This is a genomic window from Camelimonas abortus (genome assembly GCF_042432745.1).
GTDB classification, from domain to species: domain Bacteria; phylum Pseudomonadota; class Alphaproteobacteria; order Rhizobiales; family Beijerinckiaceae; genus Camelimonas; species Camelimonas abortus.
Genome location: NZ_JBHLWR010000006.1, coordinates 2423592 through 2438891, shown reverse-complemented (window position 1 = coordinate 2438891; position 15300 = coordinate 2423592). Strand labels below are relative to the sequence as shown.

At 64.4% G+C, this 15300-nt stretch carries 16 protein-coding genes; 10 read left to right on the top strand and 6 right to left on the bottom strand.

Translation table 11 applies throughout. The features are described from left to right. Nucleotides 1–441 precede the first annotated feature (441 nt). On the top strand, nt 442–930 hold the full coding sequence (gene secB / locus ACFFJB_RS12830) for a protein-export chaperone SecB (RefSeq protein WP_376831786.1): 489 nt from the start codon (nt 442–444) through the stop codon (nt 928–930). Nucleotides 931–1024: 94 nt separating this feature from the next. Here secB and dnaQ read toward each other — a convergent pair whose 3' ends face one another. Genes dnaQ through ACFFJB_RS12805 form a run of 5 tightly spaced genes read right to left on the bottom strand, consistent with a single transcriptional unit; the run spans nt 1025 to nt 4788 of the window. Then, the gene (gene dnaQ, locus ACFFJB_RS12825) at nt 1025–1750 is read right to left on the bottom strand and encodes a DNA polymerase III subunit epsilon (RefSeq protein ID WP_376832698.1); all 726 of its coding nucleotides are present in this window, start codon (nt 1748–1750) and stop codon (nt 1025–1027) included. A gap of 37 nt (nt 1751–1787) precedes the next feature. Further along, on the bottom strand, nt 1788–2420 hold the full coding sequence (gene coaE, locus ACFFJB_RS12820) for a dephospho-CoA kinase (RefSeq protein WP_376831784.1): 633 nt from the start codon (nt 2418–2420) through the stop codon (nt 1788–1790). Next, a complete protein-coding gene (locus ACFFJB_RS12815; protein WP_376831782.1) occupies nt 2417–3268 on the bottom strand; it encodes a shikimate dehydrogenase in 852 nt (283 codons plus the stop codon). Before ACFFJB_RS12815 ends, coaE begins: the two co-directional genes overlap by 4 nt. Nucleotides 3269–3295: 27 nt before the next feature. After that, nucleotides 3296–3916 carry a Maf family protein gene (locus tag ACFFJB_RS12810; RefSeq protein ID WP_376831780.1) on the bottom strand — a complete coding sequence of 207 codons (621 nt, stop codon included), beginning with the start codon at nt 3914–3916 and terminating at the stop codon, nt 3296–3298. 26 nt (nt 3917–3942) lie between these two features. Then, the gene (locus ACFFJB_RS12805) at nt 3943–4788 is read right to left on the bottom strand and encodes a pyruvate, water dikinase regulatory protein (protein ID WP_376831779.1); all 846 of its coding nucleotides are present in this window, start codon (nt 4786–4788) and stop codon (nt 3943–3945) included. Between ACFFJB_RS12805 and ACFFJB_RS12800 the strand changes: the two genes are divergently transcribed. The 9 genes from ACFFJB_RS12800 (at nt 4765) to ACFFJB_RS12760 (ending at nt 13969) form a co-directional block, all read left to right on the top strand. After that, entirely contained in the window at nt 4765–5196 is a 432-nt protein-coding gene (locus tag ACFFJB_RS12800; protein WP_376831777.1) for a hypothetical protein, read from the top strand. The genes ACFFJB_RS12805 and ACFFJB_RS12800 overlap by 24 nt on opposite strands. Further along, a complete protein-coding gene (hemE, locus tag ACFFJB_RS12795) occupies nt 5186–6238 on the top strand; it encodes a uroporphyrinogen decarboxylase (RefSeq protein WP_376831775.1) in 1053 nt (350 codons plus the stop codon). The genes ACFFJB_RS12800 and hemE overlap by 11 nt, the downstream gene beginning before the upstream one ends. An 11-nt stretch (nt 6239–6249) precedes the next feature. Next, the gene (hemJ, locus tag ACFFJB_RS12790) at nt 6250–6678 is read left to right on the top strand and encodes a protoporphyrinogen oxidase HemJ (protein WP_376831773.1); all 429 of its coding nucleotides are present in this window, start codon (nt 6250–6252) and stop codon (nt 6676–6678) included. Between the two features lie 229 nt (nt 6679–6907). Next, the gene (rho, locus tag ACFFJB_RS12785; RefSeq protein WP_376831771.1) at nt 6908–8173 is read left to right on the top strand and encodes a transcription termination factor Rho; all 1266 of its coding nucleotides are present in this window, start codon (nt 6908–6910) and stop codon (nt 8171–8173) included. A 95-nt stretch (nt 8174–8268) separates the two neighbouring features. Continuing rightward, nucleotides 8269–9630: a tRNA uridine-5-carboxymethylaminomethyl(34) synthesis GTPase MnmE gene (mnmE, locus tag ACFFJB_RS12780; protein ID WP_376831769.1), complete on the top strand. Its 1362-nt coding sequence runs from the start codon at nt 8269–8271 to the stop codon at nt 9628–9630. Between the two features lie 33 nt (nt 9631–9663). Next, nucleotides 9664–11532: a tRNA uridine-5-carboxymethylaminomethyl(34) synthesis enzyme MnmG gene (gene mnmG, locus ACFFJB_RS12775; RefSeq protein WP_376831767.1), complete on the top strand. Its 1869-nt coding sequence runs from the start codon at nt 9664–9666 to the stop codon at nt 11530–11532. Further along, complete coding sequence (gene rsmG / locus ACFFJB_RS12770) at nt 11529–12179, top strand: 16S rRNA (guanine(527)-N(7))-methyltransferase RsmG (RefSeq protein WP_376831765.1); 651 nt, start codon at nt 11529–11531, stop codon at nt 12177–12179. The genes mnmG and rsmG overlap by 4 nt, the downstream gene beginning before the upstream one ends. Nucleotides 12180–12210: 31 nt before the next feature. Further along, nucleotides 12211–13053, top strand: a complete 843-nt coding sequence (locus tag ACFFJB_RS12765) for a ParA family protein (protein WP_376831763.1) — start codon at nt 12211–12213, stop codon at nt 13051–13053. Between the two features lie 28 nt (nt 13054–13081). Then, nucleotides 13082–13969, top strand: a complete 888-nt coding sequence (locus ACFFJB_RS12760) for a ParB/RepB/Spo0J family partition protein (RefSeq protein WP_376831760.1) — start codon at nt 13082–13084, stop codon at nt 13967–13969. A gap of 173 nt (nt 13970–14142) precedes the next feature. On the opposite strand, the gene holA is transcribed toward ACFFJB_RS12760, so the two are convergent. Continuing rightward, nucleotides 14143–15174, bottom strand: a complete 1032-nt coding sequence (gene holA / locus ACFFJB_RS12755) for a DNA polymerase III subunit delta (protein WP_376831758.1) — start codon at nt 15172–15174, stop codon at nt 14143–14145. Nucleotides 15175–15300 lie beyond the last annotated feature (126 nt).

Genomic DNA, 15300 nt, shown 5'->3' with positions numbered 1-15300 from the left:
CGAAGGCGGCCGGATACGCGCGCGGAAGCCCGGCGCTGGCGCGTGACGGCCCGCAGTCCGTGACGACCGCGATACGGGCCCGACCCTCTCCAGCGCAGGGACGATTAACAGATAATATGATCCCGGTCCGTTTTATATCCACCCCCCGGGGCCGGAATGGCGTTGTCGCGCGGCGCCCGGTCCCGGCCGCGGACAGGTCCGGAGCGGTTTGGGCCGGCCTGTCATCGCCACTTGATGACGCGCGGCGCTCCCGGCATTGTCGGGAAACGTCCGGTCCACGTCAGCCTTCTGGCGCTTGTATGGAGACGGCTTCCATGTTAGCGCGCCGCAACCTGAGCGGTTGGGCCAACCAGACCTCACGTTGACACCGAATCATTCCTCACGCTGGCAGGCCACCAGCGTCGCTGAAACAGAGCGTAGTATCCTGGAAAGGATTCCTTCATGTCCGAAAGCCCCGCAAACGGCGGCCCGCAGCCGCAGGACGGCGCCCCTCTGCTCAATGGCCTCGCGCAATACACCCGCGACCTCTCGTTTGAGAATCCGAACGCGCCGCGCTCCCTGACGCCGCAGGACAAGCCGCCGCAGATCTCCATTCAGGTGAACGTCGGCGCCCAGCAGCTTTCGGAAACTGACTTTGAGGTCGAGCTCAAGCTCGAGGGCAGCGCCAAGGTCGAGAACGAGACCCTGTTCGCCTTTGACCTGACCTATTGCGGCATCTTCCGCGCGCAGAACATTCCGCCGGAAGACCTGCATCCGGTCATCATGATCGAATGCCCGCGCCTGCTGTTCCCCTTCGCGCGCCAGATCGTGGCTGACGCCGTGCGCTCCGGCGGCTTCCCGCCCCTCTACGTCGATCCCATCGACTTCGCCGCGCTCTATCGCGAGCGCGCCCAGCAGTTCGCCGCCGCCCAGGGCCAGCAGGCCCAGTAAGCGCGACGCCGGAAAGCGAGCCGGAAAAAGGGCGGCGGCCGTTGGCCCCGCCCTTTTTGCATGTCCGTATGCGGGTCCGCCCTGGCTGGTCGGGTCAGGCGTCGCCGTCCGCCTGCGGCTGCATGTACTGCAGCCACAGCGCTTTCTCCCCAAGCGTGGCCACGAAGGCCCGGTGACGCCCGACATCTTCGTCGGTCAACAGTTGCGGCCGCGGAACCCGCCGCTCCAGGGGGCCGTCGTCCTTCGCGCGTTTCTCCAGCAGCGGCGCCGCGCGATCAGGAACGGCGACCGTAAGGTCAAGGCCGGTCTGCCGGCCGCCCATCAGCTCCAGATAGACTTCCGCGAGAATCTCGGCGTCGAGCAGCGCCCCGTGCCTGGAGCGCCGCGAATTGTCGACGCCAAAGCGTGAGCACAGACCATCAAGCGTGTTGTTGGCGCCGGGGAATTTGCGGCGGGCGATGACCAGGGTGTCGACGACACGTTCCGGCGCGATGGGCGGCAGGCCGAGCCGGGCGAATTCGGCGTTAAGGAAGTTGACGTCGAACTGGGCGTTATGGGCGACCAGCGGCGCGTCGCCAATAAAGGCCAGAAAATCGGCGGCGATATCGGCGAACACCGGCTTGTCCGCCAGGAACTGGGAGCTGAGGCCGTGCACGGCGAAGGCCTCGGCCGGCATGTCCCGTTCCGGATTGATGTAGCAGTGGAAGGTGGCGCCGGTCGGAAGGCGGTCAACGATTTCGACGCAGCCGATCTCAACCACGCGATCGCCCTTGAGCGGCTCCACGCCGGTTGTTTCGGTATCGAAGACAATTTCACGCAACGTCACGTCCGGCTCTCCCTGGCGTGTGGCGGAATGATCAGGCGTCCCCGGCCTCTGCGAGCAGGCGGCGTGCCGCTTCGCCCGTGCGGCCGGACAGGGCGCGCACGATGTCCGCCACCTGCCGGCGGGCATGGTCGAACCCGTGACCTGTGTCGATGATGAAATGCGCCCTGCGCCGTTTCTCGGCGTCCGGCATCTGTTTCACGTGAATCATCTCGAATTTCTCCGGCGTCATGCCGGGACGCGCGAGAACGCGCTGGCGCTGGGTCTCAGCGTCGGTGGAAACCACCGCCACGGCGTCGCAGCGCCTGTCGCCGCCGGTTTCAAACAGCAGCGGCACGTCCATGACCAGCAAGGGCACGTTTTGCGCCACCGCACGGCGCACCAGATCCAGCTGATGGTCGCGCAGCAGGGGATGAACAATGCTCTCGAGCCTGCGCAGCGCCTCCGGCTTGCCGAACACCGCCGCGCCCAGCTTCTCGCGGTTCACAACCCCATTCTCGGATACGCCCGGAAACGCGGCCTCCACCAGCGGCGTCGCCGGTCCCGCGTAAATTTCGTGAACGGCGGCGTCGGCGTCATAGACCCATGCGCCCAACTCCCGGAACATCGCCGACGTGGCGGATTTTCCCATGCCGATCGATCCGGTGAGGCCTAGAATAAAGGTCATGCGCTTCCCCCATTCATGTCATTGATGACCAGCTGGCGCAGCTGCGGCGTGACCTGCGGCGTGACGCCAAACCAGCGCCGGAAGCCCGGAACAGCCTGGTGCAGCAACATGCCAAGCCCGTCGACCGTAGCGAGGCCGCGCGCCTTCGCCAGCTTCAGCAGGTCCGTTTCCAGCGGCGAATAGACGATATCGGTGACAAGCGCGTCCGGCGGCAGAAGCGAGAGGTCGATGGTGAGCGCGGGCTGACCGCTCATGCCCAATGACGTGGTGTTCACCAGCAGCCTTGCGCCTTCAAGACGCGCCGAGCGCTCCTCCCAGGGAACGGCGCTGACGATGGCGTCCGAACCGCCCGCACATGCTTGCGCAAGACGCTCCGCGCGGTCGAACGACCGGTTGGCGACCAGAACCCTCGTGAACCCGCGCTCAAGAAGACCGGACACGATGGCGCGCGCGGCGCCGCCCGCGCCCAAAACCACCGCCTTGCCGCCAGCCTTGTCCCATCCCGGGCCAAGCTCGTCGAGATTGCCGAGGAAACCGGCGACGTCGGTGTTGTCGCCCCACAGCTCCCCCTGCTCCAGCCAGACGGTGTTGACGGCGCCGAGGCGCTCGGCCGTCGGGGTGCGGCGGTCGACCAGAGACGCCGCCGCCTCCTTGTGCGGCACGGTCACGTTGCAGCCGGCGTATTCGCCGGCGCGAATACGGCCGAGGAAATCCGCCAGTTCCCCGGCCGTGACCCGCTGGCGCTCATAGACGCCCGCGATGCCCGCCTCACGGAGCCAGTAATTGTGAATGATCGGCGAACGCGAGTGCGCGACGGGATCGCCGATCACGCAAGCTTTGGTCGGCAACGGCTGACTCCTTTCTCCGGCAGGCGTTCATCCAAGAAGATGTCCCAGTCGCCGCAACTCGGCCAGCAGCGGCAACAATGGCAGTCCCAGGATGGTGAAGTGGTCGCCGTGCACCGACTCGAACAGCTGCGATCCGGCGCCTTCGAGCTGGTATCCGCCGACGCTGGTCAGCAGCGCCGGCCCCGCAACGGCGATATAGGCTTCGATAAACGCATCTCCGAGCGGCCGCATGCGAAGCGTCGCATCAGACCGGAGCGTGGCGACGATCTCGCCGTCAACCGCCAGCGCTGCGGCGGAGTGGAGCTGGTGCGTGCGCCCGGAAAGCTGGCGCAGACGGGAGCGCAGCTCCTCCATGTCGCTCGCCTTGTCGAACTGCTCGCCCTCGCAGGACAGCGTCTGGTCGGCGCCCAGGACAAGGCGGCCGGGTCTCCTCGCCGAGACGTCGAGCGCCTTGGCGCGCGCCAGCATTGCGGCCACCTCCCCCGCCGGAACGCGATTGCGCCGCGCCCCGGCGTCAACGGCCCGCTCGTCAATGGCGGCCGGAAGGACCTCAACCGGAATGCCCGCCGCCTCCAGCATCTGCCGTCGCGTGGCGCTGCCGGAAGCCAGCAGCAGCGGCGAAGAAAGAAGCCACAATCCGGTCGTCATGCGCGGCGCTCCCTGAGGGGTGGAGATCACTGGTTGTCCCATGCCTGGGTTTGGCGCTGTTTGTGCTCCCGGTAAAGGTCCAGGATTGCGGCGGCGGTTTCCTCGATGGAGCGGCGGGTGACGTCGATCACCGGCCAGCGGTTGCGCGCGCATATGCGGCGGGTGTCCGTGATCTCCGCCGCGACGGCGGCCTCATCGACATAGGAGGAGGCGTCAGCGGCGTTGAGGCTGAGCAGACGGTTCTGCCGGATCTGCACGATGCGTTCGGCGCTGGCGACGAGGCCGACCACCAGGGGCCCTTTTACATTGAGGAAGGCTTCCGGCAGCGGCGCGCCGGCCACATAGGGGATGTTGGCGGTCTTGATGCCCCGGTTCGCCAGGTAGATGCTGGTGGGCGTCTTGGACGTGCGGCTGACGCCGAACAGGATGACGTCCGCGTCAGAGAGCCCGCTCACGCACTGCCCGTCGTCATGCATGAGCGTGTAGTTCATGGCGTCAATGCGACGGAAATAGTCGGCGTCGAGCGTGTGCTGCGCGCCCGGCCTGCCGCGGGATGAGGTCCCGAGATAGGCGTCGAACATCTGCATGACCGGCGACAGCACCGAGAGACACGGAGATCCGGTCTCCAGCGCCGCCCGCTCAACCTCGCCGGCGAGCTCGCTGTCGACCAGCGTGTACAGAACCATTCCCGGCGCCGCCTGAATGCCGGCGATCACCCTCTCCAGCTGGCCGCGTGAACGCACCAGCGGATAGACGTGCTCGATGGCCGAGATGCCCTCGTACTGGGCGGCGGCCGCGCGCGCCACGGCGATCAGGGTCTCGCCGGTCGAATCCGAAATGAGGTGGAGATGAAAGAAGCTGCGATTGACCACCAGTTTCTCCGCCTGACGCAGGGCGCGGCCCGGTCCGCAGGGAGCGGTCCGCTGTCTCTGGATTGTTGTGGAGGAATGTGGGCGAAGGTCAATCTCCGCCCCTGCCCGGACCGTGCCCCGCCATCTCCCCACATTGCGTTCAACATGAGTCAGCCTGTGGGCGTTTTTGCGCCATCATCCGCAGCGGTGAATAACCGCCGCCGCAGTCCCGCCCAAATCGTTAACGAACCGTTAATTATCAGGCGTTCAGGAATCGTTAACCATGATGGCGTCACGTCGCGCTTGGGCGCCGGGGTTGGGGATGATATGTGGACGCCGTTGGATGTCGGCCTTTCCACGTCCAAACAGGAAAATCAGATTCAAGATTCAGAATTCTCTTTGTTTTTAAGGATTGGCTGTGCGCACTGACCCGGACCCTTCGCTCTTCATCCAGGCTCTTCGTGGCGAACGTACGGAACGCACGCCGCTCTGGATGATGCGGCAGGCAGGCAGGTATCTGCCCGAGTACCGTGACGTGCGCGCCCGCGCCGGCAGCTTTCTGGACCTGTGCTACACGCCGGAGCTGGCGACCGAGGTGACGCTGCAGCCGATCCGCCGCTTTGGCTTCGACGCCGCCATCCTGTTCAGCGACATTCTCGTCGTCCCGCACGCGCTTGGCCAGAACGTCTGGTTCGCGGAGGGGGAAGGCCCGCGGCTTGACCCTGTGACCGACGCGGAAGGGCTGGCGCGGCTCGGCGATCCCACGGATCTCCGGCGGCTGGATCCGGTTATCGAAACCGTGTCGCGCGTCCGTGCGGACCTGCGCACGCTGAACGGCGGCGCGACGGCGCTCATCGGTTTCTGCGGCGCCCCCTGGACAGTGGCGAGCTACATGATCGCGGGCAAGGGCACGCCCGATCAGGCGCCGGTCCGGCTCAAGGCCTACCAGGATCCGCAGTTTCTGCAGGCGCTGGTCGATCTGCTGGTGGAGGCTTCGGCCAGCTATCTGGTCCGCCAGATCGACGCGGGCGCCCAGGCGGTGCAGATTTTTGAAAGTTTCGGCTCCGCGCTGCCGCCGGCGCTGTTTGACCGCTGGTGCCTCGAGCCGGTGACGAAACTGGTCCGCAAGGTCAAGGGCGCCCGCCCGGAAGCGCATGTCATCGTGTTCGCGCGCGGCGTCGCCGGGCGGCTGACCCGCTTCACGGACGTTCCGGAAATCAGCGCGCTTGGTCTGGACTGGAGCATCGACGTGAACTGGGCGGCGCAGGCGCTGCAGCCCAGGGTGACGGTGCAGGGCAATCTTGATCCGCTTGCGCTTATGGCCGGCGGCGACGCCCTTGCCCGCGGCGTGCGGGACATCCTCGACGCGCTGTCGGGCGGGCCGCACATTTTCAATCTCGGACATGGCATCCAGCCGCCTACGCCAGTCGCCCATGTCGAGGAGCTGGTGCGGCTTGTCAGGGCCGGATAGGAGGAGAACGCATGGCGTATCTCTGGATCAAGGTCCTGCACATCGTCGCGGTGATTTCCTGGATGGCGGGCATGCTGTATCTGCCGCGGCTGTTCGTGTATCACTGCGACGCCGTGAAGGGCGGCGAGGCGGCGGACAAGTTTTGCGTCATGGAGCGGCGACTGCTGCGCGGCATCATGACCCCTGCGGCGGTGGTTTCCGTGCTCGCGGGTCTCTGGCTGGCGTGGGTGGGGGATCTGTGGGCTGATCCGTGGTTTCACGCAAAGATGCTGCTGGTCGCGATCCTGATCGGCATTCATGTTTTTCTGTGGCGTCAGGTCAGGGCCTTCGCCGTCGGCCAGAATCGGTTTTCAGATAAATTTTATAGGGTTATCAACGAGATACCAGCGCTCCTCATGGTCGGGATCGTCGCGCTGGTCGTGATCCGTCCGTGGGGATGAGGACTGAACTTGCGTGATCCGGAAGCTTGCGGTATTGGTAAGGTCCTTCCAATGCCGCAGCCCCAGCGTAACCTCCCATGTTACGGACCGGAGCCGGCGCGCACGGGCCACCGGAGCTGTCTGCAGAACGGCAGCGTTCTCGCGCTCTGACGTATCCAGCTCCACGTCACCGGCCATATTCCCACGCCAAGCCGCTCCCCATGGGAGTCTGAATTGCGAGAGTTTCCCCATGCGGGAGATCAAACTTCAGGACATCAAATCCAAAACGCCGACCGAACTGCTTGCCCTTGCTGAAGAATTGCAGGTGGAGAACGCCTCCATCATGCGCAAGCAGGAGCTGATGTTCGCAATTCTGAAGCAGCTTGCTGCGGAAGAAACCGATATTATCGGCGAAGGCGTGGTTGAGCTGCTGCAGGATGGCTTCGGCTTCCTGCGCTCGCCGGACTCGAACTACCTCCCGGGTCCCGATGACATCTACATTTCGCCGTCACAGATCCGACGTTTCGGCCTGCGTACGGGCGACACCGTTGAGGGGCCGATCCGCAGCCCGAAGGAGGGCGAGCGCTATTTCGCCCTGCTGAAGGTTAACAGCATCAATTTTGAGGATCCGGAAAAGATCCGGCACAAGGTTCATTTCGACAACCTGACGCCGCTCTATCCGTGCGAACGCCTCAGGCTTGAGAGCAGCGACCCGACCCGAAAGGACTTTTCGGCCCGCGTCATCGATATTGTCGCGCCCATCGGCAAGGGCCAGCGCGCCCTGATCGTGGCGCCGCCGCGCACCGGCAAGACGGTGCTGCTGCAAAACATCGCGCAGGCTATCACCACCAACCATCCAGAGTGCTACCTGATCGTCCTCCTCATCGACGAGCGGCCTGAAGAGGTCACGGACATGCAGCGCTCGGTGAAGGGGGAGGTGATTTCGTCCACCTTCGATGAGCCGGCCGCCCGCCACGTCCAGGTGGCCGAAATGGTCATTGAGAAGGCCAAGCGGCTCGTCGAGCATGGCCGTGACGTGGTCATCCTGCTCGACTCGATCACCCGGCTCGGGCGGGCCTACAACACTGTCGTGCCCTCGTCGGGCAAGGTGCTCACTGGCGGTGTTGACGCCAACGCGCTGCAGCGCCCGAAACGTTTCTTCGGCGCCGCGCGTAACATCGAGGAAGGCGGTTCGCTGACCATCATCGCTACGGCGCTGATTGACACTGGCAGCCGTATGGATGAGGTGATCTTCGAGGAGTTCAAGGGCACGGGTAACTGCGAAATCATTCTGGACCGCAAGGTTTCTGACAAACGCGTCTTCCCGGCCATCGACATCACCCGCTCGGGCACGCGCAAGGAGGAGCTGCTTGTCCCGACGGATGTGCTCAAGAAAATGTACGTGCTGCGGCGCATCCTCAATCCGATGGGAACGGTCGATGCGATCGAGTTCCTCCTTGACAAACTCCGTCAGACGAAGACCAACCAGGAGTTCTTTGACTCGATGAACACCTGAGCCATGGCGTGATTCACGTGAAACAGCGCCAGGCTCCGGCCTGGCGTTTTTTTTGATCCGGAAGTGATTCACGTGAAACACCGGATAGGACGGCGATGAAGCAGACACTGTTTGCGACCGGTGACACGATCTTCGCCCCGGCTACGGCGCCGGGAAAAAGCGCCCTGGCGATCATCCGCATGTCAGGGCCGCTGGTCTGCGAAGCGCTCGTCCGCCTTTGCGGTTTTCTCCCTGAGCCCGGGAAACTGACTCTTGCGCGGGTACGCGATCACGCCGGCGATCCGCTCGACCAGGCGATGGCGGTCTACCTCCCCGGACCACGGACCGCTACGGGCGAAGACGTGGGAGAGTTTCATCTTCACGGTTCTCCCGCAATCATCGCCGCGGTGTCCGATGAGCTGAGGCGCGGCGGTTTACGGCTCGCCCAGCCAGGAGAGTTTACCCGACGCGCTGTCCTGAGCGGCAAAATGGACCTTACCCAGGCGGAGGCGCTGGCCGACCTTGTGGACGCCGAGACGGACGAGCAACGCAAACAGGCGATGTTCCAGCTGTATGGCTCGGTGTCCGGCCCTGTTACGCAGTGGCGTGACCGGCTTGCCGATGCGCTTGCGCTGTTTGAAGCCGCGCTCGACTTTTCCGACGAGGGGGACGTCGATGAGAGCGCTCTTTGCGGGCTGGCGGCCGGCCACGTTGTCGATGTCCTGGATGAGATGCGACGCGCCTTGACCGCCGCCAGTTTTGGCGAGCGGGTTCGCGACGGATTCTCGGTGGTTATCGCCGGGCCGGTCAACGCCGGCAAATCCACGTTGCTGAACAGGCTCGCCTGCAGGGAGGCCGCGCTTGTCACGGCTGTTCCGGGAACGACCCGCGATCTGGTTGAAGTTCGGCTTGATATTTGCGGCTACGCCGTCCGTCTGGTTGACACTGCCGGGCTGCGGGAAACGACGGACTATGTGGAATCACTTGGCATTCAGCGCGGCGCGGAGGAGGCGAGGCACGCCGACTGCCTGGTCTGGCTTGTGCCCGCCCGGACCGTGTCCACTGAATCCGTCGCCGACGCACGGAGGAAAAATCCGAATACGATCGTCGTTGGAAGCCAGCTGGATCTGGGTGGAGCCCCCGCAAACATGTCCACGCTTCTGGATGTGTGTATCTCCGCCCGGACTGGAACCGGTCTGGACGAGCTGGTAGAGGTGATTGCGACGCGGCTTGCGCTGCGGCGGAAGCCCGAAGGCTTAATTCTAACGCGGGCCCGACACAGCCAGGCCATCGGCGAAGCGGTCACAGCGCTGACGCCCGTAGCGGACCGGGTAGCTCGCGGTATTGACCCGGTTGAGATTGCGCTGTGCGCGGAAGACGTTCGGTTGGCCCTACATCATCTCGGGGAGATCACCGGGCATGTCGGCGCTGAGCAAATTCTGGATCGGATATTTGGCGCATTTTGCATCGGCAAGTGATATCCGCAGGTTTCACGTGAAACAGGTGAGGCCATGACAGGTTTTGACGTCATCGTAATTGGCGGAGGGCACGCTGGCGTTGAGGCCGCCGCCGCCGCGGCGCGTATGGGCTGCAAAACGGCCTTGCTGACGCTTGCCCACGCCAATCTGGGCGTCATGTCGTGTAATCCTGCTATCGGCGGGCTTGGCAAGGGCCACCTGGTGAAAGAAATCGACGCTCTGGACGGCGTCATGCCCGTCGCTGCGGATCGTGCCGGAATTCAGTTTCGTGTTCTCAACCGGCGTAAAGGGCCGGCCGTACGCGGCCCGCGCGCCCAGATCGATCGTAAATTGTACCGCGTTGCGATATGTCGGATTCTTTCCGACTACGAGCGGAGGGGGAATTTTACGGTCATTGAGGGAGAGGCCGCCGGGATCCGGATTGTAGGTAATCGTGTGACCGCGGTGAGGACGGCTGATGGCGAGGATCTTGGCTGTTCGGCATGCGTCATCACCACAGGAACATTTCTCAACGGACTGATTCATATCGGACCGGTGAAGAAGCGCGCCGGACGAATCGGTGAGCGCCCGGCGATCGCGATGGCGGAATCCATTCGCAGCCTTGGCTTGCCCATGGGGCGTCTCAAGACCGGCACGCCCGCCCGGCTTGCTTCGGACACGATAAACTGGTCGATCCTCGAACTTCAGCCAGGCGATGACGATCCGGAGTTTTTCTGCGAGTTCACAACCGGCGTGTACGTTCCGCAGGTACAGTGCGGCGTCACCCGCACTACTGCGGCCACCCATGACATTATCCGCGGCGCCCTTCATCTCGCGCCCATGTATTCGGGCGAAATCACCGGCAGGGGGCCGCGCTACTGTCCGTCCATCGAGGACAAGGTGGTGCGGTTCGCCGATCGCGACAGCCACCAGATTTTTCTTGAACCGGAGGGTCTGGACAGTCCGCTGGTCTATCCAAATGGCATCTCTACCTCACTGCCAGCCGAGGTTCAGGAGGCGTTTATCCGCACCATTCCGGGTCTGGAAGACGTGCGCATTGTCCAGCCGGGCTACGCGGTCGAGTACGACTATGTCGATCCGCGCTGTCTCGACGCCAGCCTGATGGTTAAAGGCGTCGACGGCCTGTTCCTTGCAGGCCAGATTAACGGCACCACCGGATATGAGGAGGCGGGCGCCCAGGGGATCGTCGCCGGGATCAACGCGGCGCGGTGCCATCAGCACCGGGAGCCCGTTCTTTTTGATCGCAGCGGGTCGTATATCGGTGTGATGATCGACGATCTCATCACCAATGGGGTCAGCGAGCCGTACCGCATGTTCACGTCGCGCGCCGAGTTCCGGCTCTCGCTGCGTACGGACAACGCCGACATGCGGCTGACGCCGCTCGGAATTGAGACTGGCTGCGTGGGGCCAGACCGTGCTGCGCGGTTCAGGGAAAAGGAGAAAACCCTGAACGCGGCCCGTGATGCGCTTCGCCGTCTTTCGCTTACGCCGAATGAGGCGGCGGCTCTGGGTGTGAAAGTCAACATGGATGGCGTGCGTCGCACCGGCTTCGAGCTGCTGGCGCGTCCAGACTGCAATTTCGAGACCCTTGCCGTCGCCGCGCCGGATCTTGCGACGCTTCCGTCCCGGCTCCGCGAGATTCTCAAGGTGGACGCCGCCTATTCCGTTTATGCGGAGCGGCAGCAGGCCGAGATCCAGCAGTTTCGGCGGGCGGAGAGCCTAGCCATACCGCGGGACATGGATTATCGGCTTCCGGGTCTTTCCGCAGAGTTGCGGTCGAAGCTGGAGCAGGTTCGACCCGCGACAATCGGACAGGCAAGCCGAATTGAAGGAATGACGCCGGCGGCGCTCACGGTTCTTGTCGCGGCGATCAGGCAACGGACGCAGGTAGCGGCGGAATGACGACGGCGTTGGGTCCATCCAGTCAGGATCTGAACGAACTCCATGATCTTGGTCTTGTTTCACGTGAAACGATCGACCGGCTGCGCGTCTACGTGCAGGAGCTGGAGCGGTGGCAGCGCGCGAAGAATCTTGTCAGCGCCGGCACGCTGACGGACGTCTGGAAGCGTCACATCATCGATTCCGCGCAACTCTGGTCGCTCGGCGGGGGAGGAAACCGCTGGCTGGACCTGGGTTCCGGCGGGGGATTGCCGGGCATTGTGCTTGGCGTGAAGCTGGCTGAGACAGGCGGCGAGATTACACTCGTGGAGGCAAATGCGCGCAAATGCGCGTTCCTCAGGCACGTCATCCGTTGCACCGATATCCCGGCCCGGGTCGTCCACGCCCGTATCGAGTCCTGCATTGATTCATTCGCCGGGCGAATCGACGTGGTGACCGCGCGCGCCCTCGCGCCGCTCGCAAAACTCCTGGAATGGAACCATGACCTGTTGAGGAACGGCGCTATAGCCTTGTTTCCCAAGGGACAAGATGTAGCGTCCGAATTGACCGAGGCATCAAGATCCTGGAGTATGGATGTGGACCTGATCCCGAGTCGGACCAACCCGTCCGCACGGATTGTGAGGATCAGGTCCGTCAGGGAAGCAGGGTGAAGAGATGGCGGCGGCTCACAATTCTGCGGCTATGACGCACGACGCTTCTTCGGACAGCGCGGCGCCTCTCCGGCGCGAGGCGCCGCGGGTTCTCGCTCTCGCCAACCAGAAAGGCGGCGTGGGCAAGACGACGACCGCGATCAATCTTGGCACCGCGCTTGCTGCGATCGGCGAACGGGTGCTGATCGTCGATCTCGATCCCCAGGGAAACGCGTCGACGGGACTCGGCATCGAAGTGCCGGCGCGGACGCGGTCAACCTATGATGTGATGATGGACGGCCTGCCGCTGGCCGCCTGCTCGCAGGAGACGGCGGTGCCGGGACTGTGGGTGGCTCCATCAACGCTTGATCTTCTTGGCGTCGAGCTCGGCATCGCCGGAGAGAAGGATCGCGCCTACCGTCTCCGCAACGCCATCCGCGCGTTGCCGGGCGATCCGCAGGCGGAAGACTTCACCTACGTGCTCGTCGACTGTCCGCCATCTTTCAATCTTCTGACAATCAACGCCCTTGCGGCGGCGGATTCAGTGGTGGTGCCGCTCCAGTGCGAATTTTTCGCCCTCGAGGGACTGAGTCAGCTGCTGAAGACGGTGGAGCAGGTGAAGGCGGCGCTCAATCCGCGTCTCACCATTCATGGCGTGGTGCTGACCATGTTCGACCCGCGCAACAACCTGTCGAACCAGGTTGTTGATGACGTGCGCCGGTATATGGGCCAGAAAGTCTACGACACCGTCATTCCGCGGAACGTGCGCGTTTCCGAAGCGCCGTCACACGGCAAGCCGGCGTTGCTGTATGATTTCAAATGCGCCGGTTCGCAGGCCTATCTGAAACTGGCGTCAGAGGTCATCGCCCGCGAACGCATGTTGCGCGCCGCGTGAACCGGCGCGCGGAAACAGGAATTTGTTCATGGTCGACGAACCCCGTCCCAGGCTTGGTCGCGGACTCGCCGCACTCATCGGCGAGGTGAATCATGACGCCGGCGCAAGTGACATTCAGGGTTTTCGCGGGCAGAAAAAGGTCGCGATCGAGTTTGTCCGGCCAAATCCCCGTAACCCGCGACGCAACTTCGCCGAAACCGACCTGGAGGAGCTTGCCGCTTCGATCGCCGAGCGCGGCATCATTCAGCCGGTCGTTGTCCGGCAGGCGCCCAATCTGCCGGACGTCTACGAGATCGTCGCCGGCGAACGCCGCTGGCGCGCGGCGCAGCGCGCCGGGCTGGCGGAAATTCCCGTTGTCGTTGTCGAAGCGGACGACCGGCTGTCGCTGGAGCTGGCGATTGTTGAAAACGTCCAGCGCTCTGATCTCAACCCCATGGAAGAGGCCAGGGGGTATGAGCAGCTGATGGCCGAGTTTAACTACACCCAGAACGACCTGGCCAGGATCATCGGCAAAAGCCGCAGCCATGTGGCCAACACCCTGCGCCTGCTGAAGCTGCCGGAGTCCATCCAGAAGCTTGTCCATAACGGCGATCTCACCGCCGGCCATGCCCGCGCCCTGCTGGCCGTGGACGATCCGGAAGCGGTTGCGGAGCAGATTATCGCGAAGGGTCTGAATGTCCGGGAGGTGGAGCGCATCGCCCAGGAGCAGGCCGAACGCGCCGCCAGCGAAAAAGACGAATCCCGTAACCGGACGCGTACGCCGAAAGACGCCGATACCGTGGCTCTGGAGAAGGCGCTGGCGGATGTGCTGGGCGCGAAGGTGCGCATCACCCACAAGGGCGACAGCGGCGTCCTGAAGGTGGCTTATAATTCGCTCGAACAGCTGGAGATGATCTGCCAGCGCCTGCGGGGATAACCGGCGTCGCGTCCCATGAGTCGACGCGGGTCATGCCGCACGTGCGGGCGTTCCAGTCGGCGATGCCCGCGGCCTGCAGACGGGATCCGCGCCTTGTGCGCGGCTTTCCGTCCGAAGCGGATGGCGTTCCGTAGCCTGCGTCCTGGCGCGCAGCTCTCCGCAAGGTCGGGAAACTACCCCTGGCGGGCGCGGCGGGCGGCGCGCATGGCGATGGCCCACATCGCCGTGCGGGCGATTCCGGCGGAGAGAGACGCATTCTTGCGGCAGTTTCCAACCGCCGCCGCGGTATCCCGCAACACCTGCTGGAGCTCGCCGGCGCGCCATAGCCGTAGCTGCAACTGCACCGCGTCCCTGCGTTTGAAGTGCACCCGCATGCGCTCGAGCGCGGCGCCTGCCGGCGCCCCGGATTCAATCTGAATCCGGGCGGAAAGCAGGGCCAGGCCGTGCCGCACGACCATGTTGAGCAGCACGCCAGGATCTGCGCCGTCAGCGACCAGTCGCTGCGACTGGGTATCCACGTCGGACAACGCGCCGGTGAACACGGCGTCCGTAAGGGCGTCATAGGCGAGGGCGGCGGCGTCGCCACAAACGGCGTCGACCGCCGCCATGTCAATCGCGCCGCAACCGTGCGCATAAAGCGCAAGTTTCTCCAGTTCGTTGCGGGAGGTTTGCCGGTCCGCGCCAAGCAGACCCAGAAGGTGCGCCCGGGCGTCGGCGTCGATCTGTAGCCCGTGCGCGCCCAGAACTTCGTCCACGAGCGCCGCGATCTCCCGGGGGCCGTCCGCATAGCACGGGATGGCGAGCGCCGTTGCGGAGCGCTCGCAAAGCGTTCTGAGAGGGGCGTTGCGGGCCAGGTCGCCCGCCTGGATGATAACCACCGCGTCTTTCGGCGGCGCGTCCAGAAGCGGCTTCACCGCTGGCGCAATGTTTCTCGAGCCTGCGCGAACCTGGATCACCCTTTTGCCGCCAAACAGGCTGATGGTGTTGGCCTCGTCAACCAGCCGCGCCGGATCCTGTGCGAGGGCGTCGCCGTCGATCCGCAACATCCGGAAAGGATCATCTCCTCCGTCGCCGGCGACAAGCGAAGCCAGCTTGCCGGCGCGCTCGGCGACGAGCCCCTGGTCTGGCCCAAACACCAGAACGACCGGCTCCCTGGGTTCCCGGGAGAGCACGGAGCGGATGTCAGCAGGTTTGACAGCGACCATTGCAAACCTTTTGCCGGCGGGCTGACGCCGTCTTCCGGCCAACCGCCGGCATCCCCGGGGACATATGTGGACCAGCCGCCTCGCTCCCGTGTCCGGCGCAAAACGGCTGGCGCGCGACCGGCGGCG